This window comes from Marinobacter salicampi, assembly GCF_011074795.1.
Lineage (GTDB): Bacteria > Pseudomonadota > Gammaproteobacteria > Pseudomonadales > Oleiphilaceae > Marinobacter > Marinobacter salicampi.
Map to the genome: position 1 here is coordinate 353709 of NZ_JAAMPF010000018.1, position 14490 is coordinate 368198.

Annotated in this window: 15 protein-coding genes; 10 read left to right on the plus strand and 5 right to left on the minus strand. The window is 61.0% G+C overall.

Annotation, left to right across the window (positions count from 1 at the left end; translation table 11 throughout):
- Positions 1-2: 2 nt before the first annotated feature.
- The gene (locus tag G7W63_RS10675) at positions 3-992 is read left to right on the plus strand and encodes a DUF3530 family protein (protein WP_166257261.1); all 990 of its coding nucleotides are present in this window, start codon (positions 3-5) and stop codon (positions 990-992) included.
- Between the two features lie 17 nt (positions 993-1009).
- On the opposite strand, the gene G7W63_RS10680 is transcribed toward G7W63_RS10675, so the two are convergent.
- The 3 genes from G7W63_RS10680 to G7W63_RS10690 are packed head-to-tail and all read right to left on the minus strand — an operon-like array spanning position 1010 to position 3486.
- The gene (locus G7W63_RS10680) at positions 1010-1765 is read right to left on the minus strand and encodes a co-chaperone DjlA (RefSeq protein ID WP_166257264.1); all 756 of its coding nucleotides are present in this window, start codon (positions 1763-1765) and stop codon (positions 1010-1012) included.
- Between the two features lies 1 nt (position 1766).
- Positions 1767-2456, minus strand: a complete 690-nt coding sequence (murU, locus tag G7W63_RS10685; protein ID WP_166257267.1) for an N-acetylmuramate alpha-1-phosphate uridylyltransferase MurU — start codon at positions 2454-2456, stop codon at positions 1767-1769.
- 4 nt (positions 2457-2460) lie between these two features.
- Complete coding sequence (locus G7W63_RS10690) at positions 2461-3486, minus strand: aminoglycoside phosphotransferase family protein (protein ID WP_166257270.1); 1026 nt, start codon at positions 3484-3486, stop codon at positions 2461-2463.
- Between the two features lie 247 nt (positions 3487-3733).
- Here G7W63_RS10690 and G7W63_RS10695 point away from each other — a divergent pair, with 247 nt between their 5' ends.
- Genes G7W63_RS10695 through slmA form a run of 9 tightly spaced genes read left to right on the plus strand, consistent with a single transcriptional unit; the run spans position 3734 to position 12171 of the window.
- The gene (locus G7W63_RS10695) at positions 3734-6082 is read left to right on the plus strand and encodes an LPS-assembly protein LptD (RefSeq protein ID WP_242634404.1); all 2349 of its coding nucleotides are present in this window, start codon (positions 3734-3736) and stop codon (positions 6080-6082) included.
- 40 nt (positions 6083-6122) lie between these two features.
- A complete protein-coding gene (locus G7W63_RS10700; protein WP_166257273.1) occupies positions 6123-7445 on the plus strand; it encodes a peptidylprolyl isomerase in 1323 nt (440 codons plus the stop codon).
- Complete coding sequence (gene pdxA, locus G7W63_RS10705; RefSeq protein ID WP_166257276.1) at positions 7442-8440, plus strand: 4-hydroxythreonine-4-phosphate dehydrogenase PdxA; 999 nt, start codon at positions 7442-7444, stop codon at positions 8438-8440. Before G7W63_RS10700 ends, pdxA begins: the two co-directional genes overlap by 4 nt.
- Positions 8437-9279 (plus strand): 16S rRNA (adenine(1518)-N(6)/adenine(1519)-N(6))-dimethyltransferase RsmA, encoded by an 843-nt coding sequence (gene rsmA, locus G7W63_RS10710; RefSeq protein ID WP_166257279.1) that lies wholly within the window; start codon positions 8437-8439, stop codon positions 9277-9279. Before pdxA ends, rsmA begins: the two co-directional genes overlap by 4 nt.
- Complete coding sequence (locus tag G7W63_RS10715; RefSeq protein WP_166257282.1) at positions 9276-10076, plus strand: symmetrical bis(5'-nucleosyl)-tetraphosphatase; 801 nt, start codon at positions 9276-9278, stop codon at positions 10074-10076. Before rsmA ends, G7W63_RS10715 begins: the two co-directional genes overlap by 4 nt.
- Positions 10066-10482 carry a DUF423 domain-containing protein gene (locus G7W63_RS10720; RefSeq protein WP_242634386.1) on the plus strand — a complete coding sequence of 139 codons (417 nt, stop codon included), beginning with the start codon at positions 10066-10068 and terminating at the stop codon, positions 10480-10482. The genes G7W63_RS10715 and G7W63_RS10720 overlap by 11 nt, the downstream gene beginning before the upstream one ends.
- The gene (thiS, locus tag G7W63_RS10725; RefSeq protein ID WP_166257285.1) at positions 10479-10682 is read left to right on the plus strand and encodes a sulfur carrier protein ThiS; all 204 of its coding nucleotides are present in this window, start codon (positions 10479-10481) and stop codon (positions 10680-10682) included. The genes G7W63_RS10720 and thiS overlap by 4 nt, the downstream gene beginning before the upstream one ends.
- Positions 10683-10728: 46 nt before the next feature.
- A complete protein-coding gene (locus tag G7W63_RS10730; RefSeq protein ID WP_166257288.1) occupies positions 10729-11538 on the plus strand; it encodes a thiazole synthase in 810 nt (269 codons plus the stop codon).
- Positions 11539-11583: 45 nt separating this feature from the next.
- Positions 11584-12171, plus strand: coding sequence for a nucleoid occlusion factor SlmA (gene slmA / locus G7W63_RS10735; protein WP_166257291.1), 588 nt, complete (start codon positions 11584-11586; stop codon positions 12169-12171).
- Between the two features lie 48 nt (positions 12172-12219).
- Here the strand turns inward: slmA and G7W63_RS10740 are convergent, their stop codons facing one another.
- Together G7W63_RS10740 and G7W63_RS10745 are read right to left on the minus strand one after the other, a co-directional pair.
- A complete protein-coding gene (locus G7W63_RS10740) occupies positions 12220-13023 on the minus strand; it encodes an inositol monophosphatase family protein (RefSeq protein WP_166257294.1) in 804 nt (267 codons plus the stop codon).
- Between the two features lie 78 nt (positions 13024-13101).
- Positions 13102-14397 (minus strand): pyridoxal phosphate-dependent aminotransferase, encoded by a 1296-nt coding sequence (locus G7W63_RS10745; protein ID WP_166257297.1) that lies wholly within the window; start codon positions 14395-14397, stop codon positions 13102-13104.
- Positions 14398-14490 lie beyond the last annotated feature (93 nt).

Below are 14490 nucleotides of genomic sequence, written 5' to 3' on the forward strand. Positions count from 1 at the left end.
TGATGAGAAAGAACAGAAGGACAGACGCCGTGGTGTTCAGCCTGTTCCTGGCGGTGACGCCAGTGCTGCTGATGCCTCAGGTATCCGCTGAGGAGCAAGACCGGGGTGAGGCGGCGGCCGAAACAACGGAAAACGGGGACCAGGCGCCGTCCCGCCACAGCGTTTCCTCCGGGTTGAACTCAAGGGAACTGGCTCGGGATAAACCTGACCAGGCGCTGTGGCTGGAAACTGGTGATTCCGGTCAGGTACTAGTGCTGTTTGAAGCAGAACAGGGGGCGAAGGCGCAAGGTGCTGTTCTGATCCTGGGTGACGAAGGCCAGTCCGCTGATGTGCAGTTACTTGGGAGCCTGCGTCCGGGCCTGGCAGAACGCGGCTGGGCCGCCATGACAGTGGGCCTGCCCGAACTTCCGCCGGCTCTTGCGCAGGCCCGGCGCATCCGCGAGCAGCAAAGGCTGGGTAACGCCCGAACGCGGGGCCCTGAGGCCGATAGTGAGCGCCTGGCCGACAGTCCACAGCCCAGCGATGCGTCAGTGATGATTGATGTCATGAGCAGCTCAGAGCAGGAACAGCTTCAGGATGCCTATGCCAGAAGAGTCCAGGCACAGCTGACTGCCGCACTGGGCGAGCTGCAGGAGCTGGGCTACCGCCGTATTGTAGTCGCCGGCATAGGCCGTGGCGCCGGCCCTGTATCCGAGCTGGTTATTTCCAGCCAGGCGGACATTGCGGCCCTTATATGGATTGCCCCAAGGCTGGACCCGCCCGGAGCTCGCTCTGTTCTGGAGGCCCTGAGTGGCGCCGGATCCCTGCCCGTGCTGGACATCGCCAGCAACCGGTCGCCCCGGGCCCCGGTCCGGGAGCGCCAGGCACTTGCCCGGCGGCAGGGTGTCCAGGGCTATGCCCAGCAGGTCGTCGCCGTACCAGCGTCCCCCGTGGCCCGCAATGGCTCCCAGGTTGCCAACCGGCTGGACGGTTGGCTCAGGGACAGGCAGTAGCGGGTAGATAGAGTGTTTCAGCGTGCCTCATGACGGCGCTTGATCAGCTCCCAGGCCTTCTGGTAACGGTGCAGGCGCTCCTTCGCGAGGGCCAGGTCCTGCTCCCCGAGATTGCGGTCGAGCTTGTCGGGGTGACATTCGGACACCCGCCGACGATAGGCCTGTTTGATCTTTACGAAGCTTTCTCGGGTACCCACCCCCAGTAGCCGGCAGGCTTTCTCATAGCTGTCCGGGACCGGTTGCAGCTCCGGTCGGGTAATCCAGACCTTGCGGGCGTAACTGCTGAGGATCTCCTGCAGAAGCTGTACTGGCAGGCCCATCAGATCAATGGCGTCTTCACAACGGTAGCGTCGGGTCTTGCTCGGCTGGCCATGAAGCTGGGCGGCATGGCTCAGGCAGAAGGCGATGCGCAGTGCCGGCGATGGCCAGAACCGCGCGCTGGTTCGCAGGCGCAGGCCACGGAGACTGGCCGGTTCCTCAGCCTCCTTGCCCAGCTTGAATTGATGGATGGCGTGGCGGCGCTGGCGCGCAGAAAGCTGCAGGGCCTTCATGAGGGCTTCGGCAAAACGGATGTCTGCCTGGGTCACCCGTCCGTCGGCCTTGCCCACGTAGCCGAGAAAGTAGAACAGGCTGCGCCGGCACCAGCCCGGCAAACTGGTCCGCTCAATCAGTTCATCGGCGCGGTGGCCGCAAGCATTGAGTTCCTCGAGAAGATCATAGAATTCAATTTCTATTCGGGCAGGCAGCACGAGATCGCGGCTGGAGGCGGGCATGTCAGCGCCCCTCCTTTTCGCAAAGGTAACGATCGAGTGCGCCGAGACGCTCCGGGGTGCCAATATCAGACCAAACACCGGTGTGGTACAGGCCCTTCACCCGGTTGCTGGCCATCGCCTCCGTCAGTACCGGAGCTAGCCGGCGGTACCCGGGGGCGAGCCCTGCGAACAGCTCCCGGTGCAGAAGGCTGATGCCGGCAAACGTCAGCCTGTCGCCGCCATCGGCAACAACATAGCCATCCTCTGTCAACGTGAAGTCGCCCTCCTGATGCTGGGGTGGATTGGGCACCAGTACCAGCACTGCGCGGCAAGCCGGGTCCTCTGGCGGAACCAGTATAGCGAGGTCAAAGTCTGTCCAGACGTCACCGTTGATCACCATGAACCAGTCCTGGCCTTCAGGGGCCAGAAGCTCAAGGGCCTGGCGTATGCCGCCGGCGGTCTCCAGAGGTTCCGGTTCGGCGGAATAGACAAGAGACACCCCGTAATCCCGCCCGTCATCCAGGGTTTGCTCAATCTGCTCGCCCAGCCAGGAGTGGTTGATCACGACCTTTTCCACCCCGGCGTGCCTGAGGTTCTCCAGATGGTAGCCAATCAGGGGTTTGCCCCCTGCGTGGAGCAGTGGCTTGGGTGTAGTCAGCGTGAGGGGGCGCATGCGCTCGCCCCTGCCAGCGGCCAGTATCATGGCATTCACGGCTTTACTGTCCTCCCGGGGCAGTAGCCTTGCCCCAGGCCGGGTCCAGCGCCGGCACCACCACCTCCTGGAGCCAGCCGTGCAGGTAGCGCAGCGCCGGCTGGCGACCACTGGCCTCCACCAGGTAACCCACGGTGCGGGGTACGTCGTGCAGATAGCGGGTCTTGCCGTCGCGAATGGCCAGGCGTGCAAAGATACCGGCCGCCTTCAGGTGGCGCTGCATGCCCATCAGTTCGAACCACTGGCGAAAGGTGTCGGATTCAGCGTTGTGGAGCCCGGCAGTCCTGCTCAGGTTTCGGTAGTGCTCGATCCAGGGGCCGAGTTTTGCTTCGGGCCAGCAGATGTAACAGTCTTTCAGCAGCGATGCCAGATCATAGGTCACCGGGCCCCTCACCGCGTCCTGGAAGTCCAGCACGCCCGGAACATTGGTCCCTGGCCGCACCAGCAGGTTACGTGAATGATAATCCCGGTGGACGGTCACCTCGGGCTGCGCAAGCGCGCTCTCCCGCAGGAACGCGAAGGCGGTGTCCAGCATCGCCTGGTCCTGGATCGTCAGCGTGATGCCCAGTTGCCGGGTGATCAGCCAGTCCGGAAACAGGGCCATTTCCCGGTCAAGCAGGGCGGCATCGTAGGGCGGTAGCGGGTAGTCGGGTGCGTCCGGAACCTGCTGTATCCGGCACAGCTCCGCCATGGCGCCCTGATAGAGTTTATCGGCATTGCGGTCGTCCAGGCGGGTAAGCAGCAGTTCGTCACCGAAGTCCTCGAGCATCAGAAAGCCCTGGTCCAGATCCTCATGAATCAGCGCTGGTACGGCTACGCCATGGCTTTGCCAGTGGCGGGCTATGGCCACAAAGGGTCGGCAATCCTCATGGTCCGGTGGCGCGTCCATAACGATGGCGCTGCCTTCGGGGCTCTCAACCCGGAAATAGCGGCGGAAGCTGGCATCGCCAGCGACTGGCGTAAGACGTGCCTGCTCAAATCCGGGCTGGCGCCTGACCCATTCGACAACTGCATTCAATCTCGTATCCATGAGTATCTGCTGCTTTCAAAGTGCTGGGAAAACTGGCTCAAGCACCGAAACTTAGCAGAAGCCTGCATCCTCGACAATTGCGCAGGGTTTTCCGGGAACGGTTTCCGTTAACAAGGCCCGGTGCGGCGTGTAAACTAGTCGGTCCCGATTTGTTGCCTCTGCTGTCTCGCTAAGGAACCCAGCCCACGTGCTTAACTGTCTTTCCAGTTCGTCCGACCGCATGCGCCGCAGGCGTAATCGTGGCTGGATGGGGTGCGCTGCAGTCGCGACAGGCCTGCTCTCGGGCACCGGGGTTTTGCCGGCTTATGCCCAGGGCCAGCCGTCAGCGGCAGAACTGGACTGGCGGCCCCGTTCCGAGTTGCCACAAGACGTGCAGGATACGCTGCCAGTCTTCTGTGAGGGCGGCTATCTGCCTTCCCGGGGAGATGCTTCGGCGGATCCTGGAGATGGTCTGGCGGGTGTCGGCCCTGACAGTGAGCAGCCACTGGAGGCAAGCGGTCTCAATGCCCGCTATGAGATAGACCGGGAGCTGTTCCTCCAAGGTGACGTGAAATTGCGCCAGGGTGAGTTTTCGGCAACCGGGTCCGAAGCCCGTTACAATCAGATCAGCGGCAACTTCAACCTGAGCGGGCCAATTGTGAGCCGGGGCCAGGGCGTACTGCTGACGGGCGAGCAGGCGCAATATGATGTGAACTCGGGCAGCCTGGATATCAACAGCGCCACTTTTCTGCTGCACGCATCGGAGATGCGTGGCACCGCCTCGCGCCTGTCGCGGCCCCGGCCCGACCTGGTTGAAATCAGCGGTGGACGGCTGACTACCTGTGCCCCGTCCCAGAATGACTGGGCAGTGGTTGCCTCCGAGATAGAGCTGGACCAGGCTGAGGGCGTGGGCACAGCAAGGCACGTGCGGCTGGAAGTAAAGGATGTACCCGTCTTCTACTGGCCCTACGCCAGCTTTCCCATTGATGACCGTCGCAAGTCCGGCTTCCTTTATCCTGCTTTCGGCACTTCCAATACCGGCAGCGGTGGCTTCCTGGCGGTGCCCTATTACCTGAATCTTGCCCCTGACTACGACGCTACCCTGACGCCACAGTATATTCACGGTCGTGGGCTGCTGACTGAGGCCGAGGGTCGTCACCTGAGTGTGTTGGGCCCCTCTGTCCTGCAGGTCGGTTATATTGCCGAGGATCAGGAGTTTGAGTCACAGTCACCCGGCAACGACCCCGAGCGCTGGGCCCTGGACTTTTCCACCCGGGCAGGGCTCGGGGGCGGATGGACCGGCTACGGGGACTATTCCGTGGTGTCGGATAACGATTACCTGAGTGATCTCAACCGAACCCTCGATATCAACCAGCAGACCCATCTGCTGCGCCAGGGTGGCGTGCGCTACATGGGCACCGCAAGCTATTTTGATGCCTATCTGAGCGGATACCAGACCATCACCGACCGCATTGCGGCCCGAAACCGGCCCTACGATCAGCTACCGGAACTGCTCTACGGGGCCCAGTACGACCTGGGCATGGTGGAAACCGGCCTTGAGTCCCAATACACCTACTTCCATCGGGACAACAACGAACTGAGCGGGCTGGACCGGGCCAATGGCCAGCGTCTCCGGCTTCTGCCCGAAGTGGCCCTGGGAATGCGCACCATCTGGGGCTATTCTCGGCCTTCGGTCACCCTCGATTACACCCGCTATGAACTGGAAGACTATGAGCTGGGTGACGCGGGGTTTGACCGGACCGTGCCGGTCTTCGAATGGGACAACGGCCTGTATTTCGACCGTCGCACCAGCCTGTTTGACGTTCCCTTCAATCAGACCCTGGAGCCAAGGCTCTACTATGCCTGGGCGGATGCCGATGAGCAGAATGACATCCCCGATTTCGACTCAGCCGTGGAAGCATTCAGTTTTGATGAGCTTTTCGACCGCAACCGCTTCACCGGCGGCGACAGGGTAGGCGACACCAATCAGCTCACGGTGGCGGTGTCGACCCGGTTTAATGACCTTAATACCGGTGCCGAGCGGGCACTTTTCAGCATTGGTCAGGTCTATTACTACGACGACCGCGACGTGACCCTGGCGGGCCAGGGCGCGGCCGATCGAAGTGACTCGGCGCTGGCCGGCGAGGCAGTGCTGAAGCCGCTGGATACCCTGGACATACGCACGTCGGGCCTTTGGGACCCACGGGACCACAAGACCCAGGAGGGGCGCAGCCAGTTGGTTTTCCACTCCCGGGATTATCGCTACCTGGCGACCGTAGGCCACACCTACCGTCGTGATGAATTCGAGCAGACGGATATTGGCGCGGTTTTTCCTGTCACAGACCGTGTTAGTCTGATTGGCCGCTGGGTTTATGACGCCAGAACCGACCGTACCGCAGGCTCTCTGGCGGGCATTGAATACAACAACTGCTGCTGGAGCGTCCAACTGGTCAGCCAGAACTATCTGACTGATGACGAAACCCTTGAAAACCGTATTCTGTTCCAGATTCAGCTCAAGGGGCTGGGGGGCAGTGGCGGCTCATCAAGCCGGGTTTCCGATGCAATTTACGGGTTTGAAGAACGTGAGCGCCGTCGTTTTGAGCCCCGCACTTACTGACGCGGGCCAACGGCATTGAAATGAATTAACTGAGGTGATTATGAAGGCAACCCTGCATTTTGGCGCCCGCGCCCTGGTAGTGCTCCTGACGCTGGCGATGGCAACCACGACCCTGGCCGAGCGCAAGAAGCTCGACTCGGTCATAGCCATCGTCGAGGACGACGTCATTCTGGAATCGCAGCTTGATGCCCGGGTTCGCACCGTGGTGTCACGACTCAATGCCCAGGGCACGCGCATGCCGCCCCGGGAGATACTGGAAGAGCGGGTGCTGGAACAGCTGGTAACGGATGCCATTCAGCTCCAGAGGGCTGAGCAGATGGGCATTCGCATCAGCGACAATGAGCTTAACGATACCATGCAGAACATTGCCGCCAGGAACAACATGACCCTGGCCCAGTTTGAATCTCAGCTGGCTCAGGAAGGCCTGACCTATCGCGAGGCCCGTGAGCAGATCCGCCGTGAAATGCTGATCAGCCGGGTCCAGCAGCGCCAGGTGGACAATCGGGTCCGGGTGACCGAGCGCGAAGTCGAGAACTTCATGGCAGCTTCCGCGGGCCAGGAGAGCTCCGGTGTTGAATATCAGCTTGCCCATATTCTCGTGGCTGTGGACGACTTTAACGACGACGCCGAGGTGACTGAGGCGCGGGAAAAAGCCGAGAGCCTGTTGGACGCGATCGAAGGTGGTCGGGACTTCCGGGAGGTTGCTGTGGCGGAGTCTGATGCCAGCAATGCCCTGGAAGGGGGTGTTATGGGCTGGCGGCCAGAAAGCCAACTGCCGTCCCTGGTGGCCGATGTGGCGCCGCAGCTCGAGGTTGGCGAACCTTCCGAGGTGCTTCGCAGCGGCAGCGGATTTCACATCGTGACCGTGCTCGACAAGCGGGGCGGCGACGAAACCATGGTCGAGCAGACCCGTGCCCGCCATATCCTTATCCGGCCGACGGATACGGTGTCCGATACCAAAGCCGAACAACGCATAGGTGAGATCTACCAGCAGCTGCAGGAAGGCACCGATTTTGCCGCCCTGGCACGGGAGGTTTCCGATGACCCGGTGTCAGGTTCGGATGGCGGTAATCTTGGCTGGGTCAGCAAAGGCCAGATGGTGCCGGCTTTCGAGACAGCCCTGGAGGAAGCCGAGGTCGGGGAGCTCAAAGGCCCTTTCCGTTCCAGATTCGGCTGGCACATTCTTGAGGTGCTGGAGCGCCGGCAGAAAGATATCGGCGGCGAACTCAAGGAAGCTGAGGCACGACAGTCCCTGTACCGTCGCAAGTACGAGGTTGAGCTTCAGACCTGGCTTCGTGAAGTCCGCGATGAAGCCTATGTGGAGTTCAAGACCGATGAGCTCTCTGATGACGGACAATCATGACTGAGAGCGTCTGTCTCGCCCTGACCGCCGGTGAGCCAGCGGGAATCGGGCCTGAATTATGCCTCCAGTGGGCCGCCGGGGAACGCGAGGCCGGGGTTGTGGTGGTCGCCAGCCAGGATCTGCTTGAGTCCCGGGCAAAACAACTCGGACTGGACGTGACCCTGACACCCTGGCAACCCGGAAACCCTGTGGCTAGGGGGGCGGGTGAGCTGTCGGTCTACCCGGTTTCAGGTCTGGCCAGTTCACAGGCGGGCGAACTCGATGTCGACAACAGCGCCTATGTGGTCAAGACCCTCGAGACCGCTGCTAAAGGCTGTCTTGACGGAACCTTCGATGGCATGGTGACAGCGCCTGTGCATAAGGGGGTGATAAACGACGCCGGCATTGCCTTCAGCGGCCATACGGAATACCTCCAGGAGCTGTGCGGTGTCGAGCGGGTCGTGATGATGCTGGCAACGGAGGAGCTGCGGGTTGCTCTGGTAACCACCCATCTGCCTTTAAAGGATGTGGCGGCAGCCGTGACTCCGGAGCGAATCTGCCAGGTAGCGCGAATACTTGACCATGACCTGAAAGCATTTTTCGGCCTGGCCCGGCCCCGGATCCTGGTCACCGGTCTGAACCCCCACGCGGGCGAGGGCGGTCACCTCGGTCGTGAGGAGATCGAGGTCATTGAGCCGGCCCTGGCAAAGCTAAGATCAGAAGGCCTGACCCTGACCGGCCCGCTGCCGGCAGACACCCTGTTCACCCCCCACTGGCTGGATCAGGCCGATGCGGTACTGGCCATGTATCATGACCAGGGGCTGCCGGTGCTCAAATACCAGGGCTTTGGCCGGGCGGTTAACATCACCCTTGGCCTGCCCATTGTGCGCACGTCTGTTGACCACGGCACCGCTCTGGACCTTGCTGGAACCGGTCGTGCCGACAGGGGCAGTCTGCAAACGGCCATCAGGGTCGCCAGTGAGATGGTCCTGAGCCGCAAAGGAGCTGCATCATGAGTCGTCCGGCAGGTCATCAGGCCCGCAAGCGGTTTGGTCAGAACTTCCTACAGGACCCCGGGGTCATCGAGCGCATCGTCAGGGTCATCAATCCGAAGCCGGATGATGCCATGGTGGAAATCGGCCCGGGGCTTGGTGCCCTGACCGAGGAAATACTGGCGGCCAACCCACGGCTGCAGGTCATTGAGCTGGACCGGGACCTGGTGCCGGTACTGCGCACCAAGTTCTTCAATTATCCCGACTTGCGGATTCACGAAGCGGATGCCCTCAGCTTTGACTTCCGGCAGCTGGTGGTAGACCGGCCCCTGCGAATTGTCGGAAATCTGCCCTACAATATTTCCACCCCGCTGATTTTCCACCTGCTGGGCCAGGCCGATGCCGTCCAGGACATGCACTTTATGCTGCAGAAAGAAGTGGTGCAGCGCATGGCAGCAGGTCCTGGCGACAACAATTACGGCCGGCTGGGCATCATGACCCAGTACTTCTGCCGGGTGCAGCCTTTGTTCGAGGTGGGGCCGGGCGCGTTCCGGCCATCGCCCAAGGTGGACTCGGCCATTGTGCGCCTGGTGCCCCATGCAACCCTGCCACATCCGGCACGGGACCTTGGTACTCTGCAGATGGTTGTGCGAACGGCCTTCAATGCCAGGCGCAAGACCTTGCGCAAGGCCCTTGCGGGGGTTGTGACTGCAGAGGAACTCAGAGCGCTGGGCATAGACGATGGTCTGAGGCCGGAGAACCTCTCTCTGGAACAGTACGTAATGATCGCTGATGCTGTGGTTGGCCGGAATCCGGATCAGTTGCAGCGCGAATCAGAGTCTGAGCGAAAGGAAGAGCAATGACAGATTATGCCATTGGCGATATTCAGGGCTGTTACGAGCGCCTGCGCCAGGTGCTGGCGACGGTCGACTTCTCGCCGTCCCGGGACCGGCTCTGGGTAGCCGGGGATCTTATCAATCGTGGCCCCGAATCCCTGGAGACGCTGCGATACATCGAGAGCCTGCAGGCCTCTGCCGAAGTTGTGCTCGGCAATCACGATCTGCATTTGCTGGCCGTGGTCCTGGGCGGGCACAAGATCAAAGGCAAGGACACTCTCGATGACATTCTCGGGGCGCCCGATCTTCAGCGCCTGGTGGAGTGGCTAAGGCAACAGAAGCTGGGAGTATACGATCCGGACCGGCAGTATTTCATGAGTCACGCCGGCTTGCCCCACATCTGGTCGGTGGACGATGCCCTGGGGTATGCCACTGAACTTGCCTCCATCATACGGGGCCCGGAGGCGGTCGAGTTCTTCACCCATATGTACGGCAATTACCCGGAACGCTGGCAGGATGATCTTACAGGGGTCGACCGCTGGCGCATGATCACCAATTACTTTACCCGCATGCGATTCATTGCTTCAGACGGCACTCTGGAGCTGAGCACGAAGGAATCCGCTGACCAGGCGCCGGAAGGTTACGCACCCTGGTTCGATTATCCCCGAGATGATGCGGTGCGTATTATCTTCGGGCATTGGGCGTCGCTGGAAGGGCAGACCGGGGATTCGCGGTTTATCGGTCTGGATACGGGCTGTGTCTGGGGAGGCGCACTCACTGTGATGAACCTCGACACCGGAGAGAAGACCCATTGTGACTGCTAGGTATCTGCTGCCATTACGCTGGCCTCTGGTGCTGGGCGCGGTATTCGCCCTGCTGGCTGTCGTCGCTGGCGCTTTTGGCGCCCACGGGCTGCGAGCCATGGTCAGCGAGCGGGGCCTTGAAGTCTTCCAGACCGGAGCCACCTATCAGATGTACCACAGTCTGGCACTGATTGTTTCAGCGCTGCTGGCCGGTTTCGGACTGTCCCGCCGGCTGCTTGCCCTGGCCGCGGCCCTGTTTACCGTCGGCATCGTGCTTTTCAGTGGCAGTCTGTACTTGCTGGTATTGACCGACACACCGGCCCTTGGTGCCATTACCCCCATGGGTGGCCTGTGTTTCATCGCGGGCTGGGCATTGCTGGTGGCCGCCGGCCTGGGCTCCACGGCTCGAAAGGAGGAGTCGACATGATCGAGATACAACTGAACGGTGAACCTCTTGAGGTTCCGGATCAGGCGACCATCGCTGTGCTATTGAATCAGTTATCGGTGACGGGCAAACGCCTGGCGGTGGAAGTGAACGAGGACATCGTCCCCCGCAGCTGCCACGATGAGTATAAGCTGAACCCTGGCGATCGGGTCGAAGTGGTGCACGCCATAGGGGGCGGCTGATCTTCTGCCTTGAACGGTCCTTTAACCCATCAATTACAGGTGCAGTATGAGTGAAGAGTCCAAAAACCGGCTTCCGGAAGACAAACCCCTGGTCATTGATGGCAAGGTCTATTCCTCGCGGCTGCTGGTGGGCACCGGAAAATACCGGGACCTGACCGAAACCGGCCACGCCATTGAAACCAGCTGTGCGGAAATCGTGACTGTCGCGGTAAGGCGCAGCAACATTGGCCAGAACCCCGATGAGCCTAACCTGCTCGACGTGATCTCACCGGACAGGTACACCATTCTGCCCAATACCGCGGGCTGCTATAGTGCCAAAGAGGCGGTGCGGACCTGCAAGCTGGCCCGGGAACTGCTCGATGGCCACAACCTGGTGAAGCTGGAAGTGCTGGGGGACGAGAAGACCCTCTACCCGAACATGACCGAAACCCTGATCGCCGCGGAAGAGCTGATCAAGGATGGCTTCAAGGTGATGGTTTACTGTACTGACGATCCTCTCTTGGCAAAGCGTCTTGAAGAGATGGGGTGCATTGCCATCATGCCGCTGGGTGCACCGATTGGCTCGGGCCTGGGCATCCAGAATCGCTACAATATTCGTCTCATTGTTGAGAATGCCAAGGTGCCCGTGCTGGTGGACGCCGGGGTAGGTACCGCGTCCGATGCCACCATAGCCATGGAACTGGGTTGCGATGGGGTATTGATGAATACCGCCATTGCCCTGGCCCAGGACCCTATCCGTATGGCCCGTGCTATGCGTCTGGCTATTGAGGCTGGCCGTGACTCCTATTTAGCCGGCAGGATGCCGAAAAAACTGTACGCCAGTGCGTCTTCGCCTCTGGACGGTATGTTTTTCTGACATCTGAGCAGTTGTCTGTTCAGCTTCCTGTGGAAGCCAAGCAACATGAACCAAACCGAACCCAGCCGGCGTGACCGGATCCTGCAGGCGCTTGTGGGACTGCTGGAATCCGACCCCGGCGCCCGCATTACCACCGCCAACCTTGCCCGCCAGGTAGGCGTGACTGAAGCGGCGCTTTACCGCCACTTTCCCAGCAAACGCAAGATGTTCGAAAGCCTGATCGAGTTTGCGGAGGACGCAGTCTTCTCCCGCTGCCAGATGATCCTCCAGGAACAGGACGACGCCCGGGTGCGTCTGCAACAGCTGGTGCACCTGGTTCTGGTGTTCGCCGAGCGCAATGCCGGCCTGTGCCGGGTACTGACAGGGGACGCCCTGATGGGGGAAGACGAAGCCCTACGCAAGCGTTCCTGCCAGTTTTTCGAGCGGCTGGAAACCCAGATCCGGCAGATCCTCAAGGAGGGCGATCTGCGCCAGAATCTTCGGCCCCGCACCAGCGCAGGGCGCAGCGCTGACTGGGTCATGGTGTTCGTCGAAGGCCGTCTGCAACGCTTCGTCCGGACTTCGTTCGAACGCCTGCCGGCCGCCGGTTTTGACGAGAGCTGGGAGATCCTGGCCGAATCCCTGTGGTCCTGATTCTCGGCTGGTGTCTCCGTGACTCTTCCGGCGAGGTTTCGGTCCCGCCTAACCCCGGGACGCCTCCTGCAGTATGTCTCTGAGCTGGTTGTAGATTTCCGGTGCTGAGATCAGCAGATCCTGCCCCCACAGGTCCACCGGATAGCCGTCTGGCACCTCGGAAAAATGCCCGGCCCGGGCTCCGGCTTCCAGTGCAATCAGGCGACCGGCGGCAAAGTCCCATGGACTGACGGACTCGTAGTAGGCGTCCAGCCGCCCGCAAGCCACCCAGCAGATGTCCAGCGCCGCCGAGCCCAGACGCCTCAGGTCGCGGCAGTTATGTATCATGGCATCCAGGCGTTTCACCAGGGGTGGCAGCTTGTCCTTGGTATAGGGAAAGCCGGTGGCGAACAGGGAGTCGCGGGGCACGGTCGCACCGCTGTGCTGGATGCGGGCCTGGTTCAGGGTGGCGCCGTGGCCACGAACGGCCCTGAAGGTCTCAGCCACGAACGGCGCGTGAACGATACCAGCCTGAACGTGACCCTTCTCGGCGTAGGCAATGGAAATGGCCACCTGATGATGGCCGTAGGCGTAGTTCACGGTGCCATCGATGGGATCGATAATCCACAGGGGGCTGTCCAAATCCGCCGCCTGGCTTTTGTCCGGCCGGGACTCTTCCGACAGAATGCGGTGGCTGGGAAATCGGGCCTGGATGGCCTCGGTAATCAGCTTGTCCGCCAGCAGGTCAGCATGGGTAACCAGCTCGGTCTGGTCCTTGTAATCGGTACGGAGCGGATTATTGTCGCGCTCGTGTTTAATAAGTCGGCCAGCCTCTAGGGCAATCTGTTCTGCAAAATCGGCAATCGCCTGCACGGTACGCTCCTTGGTTGGTAAAACCCCTGAGCATCAACACTCAAGGGTTTCTGTAGCGACTTCAAGGCTACCGGTGTTTCACAGTTGTTTCAGCCATTGCTCCAGCTTATCCATTGCCTGCTTCATGCGGGGGGCGGCGAGCTCGACAAATTCGTCGCTCAAACTCTCGTCGGCGTAGTCCCCCGCCGCAAGCGCCAGGGCCTGGGCGCCATCAAAGTCCACAAACGCCAGCCGTGCACTGAGCTGATCCGGAGCGAAACCAAAATCACTGGCGGGCAGGATCGCAATGCCGATCTCTTCCAGCAAAGAGGTACACAGGGCCGCGCTGGTCTTTATGTCCCGCCGGGACAGGGCTTCCCGATAAGAAGAGAAATCCGGGAATAGATAAAACGCGCCTTCTGGCTTCTGGGTGGGCACGCCCATGTCACAAAGTCGCTGGTGCATGTATTCACCAATGACCTTGAGCACCCGTCGCGAATGGTGGAGGTAGTCGTCAAGGTCCTGGCCGCCGCTGAACGCGGTTATGGCAGCATACTGAATGGGGGCGCTGGTGGCGGTATAGGTCTCGCTGGCAATGATCGCCATGGCGTCCTGAAGGGGTCTCAGCTCCGGTGGAAACACAAAGGTACCCAGGCGCCAGCCGCCGGCACCCGCCCACTTCGACAGGCCGGTACTGATGATGGTGCCTTCGGGATAGTAGCGGGCAATGGATTTGTGTCTGCCCTCGAAATGCACCTCGCCGTAGATCTCATCAGAGAGCAGGATCAGCCGGTACTTGCGCGCCACGTTGGCAATGGCGAGCAGCTGGTCATCGGTATAGGTGCATCCGGTCGGGTTCGACGGATAATTGAGAATCAGGATGCGGGGCCGGCTGGCGTCGTCCCGGCACACAATATCCAGCTCTTCGGCGGTCAACTGCCAGTTGTTCTCGGCGTGGGTGGGCAGCCAGTACACCGAGCGACCGATAATCCGGGCTTGAGGGGCATAGGAAACCCAGCTTGGCCGGGGAATCAGCAGGTCGCCGTAATAGGCCAGTTGCAGAATGAACAGCAACTCCTTGGAGCCGGGCCCTATGAGCACGTCTTCCCAGCTGCTACGCATACGTTCCTTGCGATTGACATAGCCGGCAATGGCTTCCCTGAGTGCCCTCAGGCCCTTGACCGGCAAGTAGTCCTTTTCATGGGCATTTGCCTGCAGGGCCTCCACCACACGCGCGGGCACGGGAAAGGGGGACTGGCCAAGACCCAGCTTTATGATGTCCCTGCCTTCCAACCGGAGCTGGTTGCTCAATTCATTGATGCGCAGGGTGGCCGATGGCTGTATGCCTCGAACATTGAGATTGATGGCGTAATTATGATCGGTCTGGATATCCATGGCTCCGGTCTTTGGTTGGCGGCGGTCTCGACAGTATAGAAAACCTCGCGCCCGGGCATGGCTCTAATGAGGTAGGGGATTGCCGAGGGTTCC

Bases quoted from the DNA above. Each gene is read 5' to 3' on its own strand.
- G7W63_RS10675 (WP_166257261.1), top strand. From the start codon at position 3: ATGAGAAAGAACAGAAGGACAGACGCCGTGGTGTTCAGCCTGTTCCTG.
- G7W63_RS10680 (WP_166257264.1), bottom strand. From the start codon at position 1,765: ATGCCCGCCTCCAGCCGCGATCTCGTGCTGCCTGCCCGAATAGAAATT.
- G7W63_RS10690 (WP_166257270.1), bottom strand. From the start codon at position 3,486: ATGGATACGAGATTGAATGCAGTTGTCGAATGGGTCAGGCGCCAGCCC.
- G7W63_RS10695 (WP_242634404.1), top strand. From the start codon at position 3,734: ATGGGGTGCGCTGCAGTCGCGACAGGCCTGCTCTCGGGCACCGGGGTT.
- G7W63_RS10700 (WP_166257273.1), top strand. From the start codon at position 6,123: ATGAAGGCAACCCTGCATTTTGGCGCCCGCGCCCTGGTAGTGCTCCTG.
- pdxA (WP_166257276.1), top strand. From the start codon at position 7,442: ATGACTGAGAGCGTCTGTCTCGCCCTGACCGCCGGTGAGCCAGCGGGA.
- rsmA (WP_166257279.1), top strand. From the start codon at position 8,437: ATGAGTCGTCCGGCAGGTCATCAGGCCCGCAAGCGGTTTGGTCAGAAC.
- G7W63_RS10715 (WP_166257282.1), top strand. From the start codon at position 9,276: ATGACAGATTATGCCATTGGCGATATTCAGGGCTGTTACGAGCGCCTG.
- thiS (WP_166257285.1), top strand. From the start codon at position 10,479: ATGATCGAGATACAACTGAACGGTGAACCTCTTGAGGTTCCGGATCAG.
- G7W63_RS10730 (WP_166257288.1), top strand. From the start codon at position 10,729: ATGAGTGAAGAGTCCAAAAACCGGCTTCCGGAAGACAAACCCCTGGTC.
- slmA (WP_166257291.1), top strand. From the start codon at position 11,584: ATGAACCAAACCGAACCCAGCCGGCGTGACCGGATCCTGCAGGCGCTT.
- G7W63_RS10745 (WP_166257297.1), bottom strand. From the start codon at position 14,397: ATGGATATCCAGACCGATCATAATTACGCCATCAATCTCAATGTTCGA.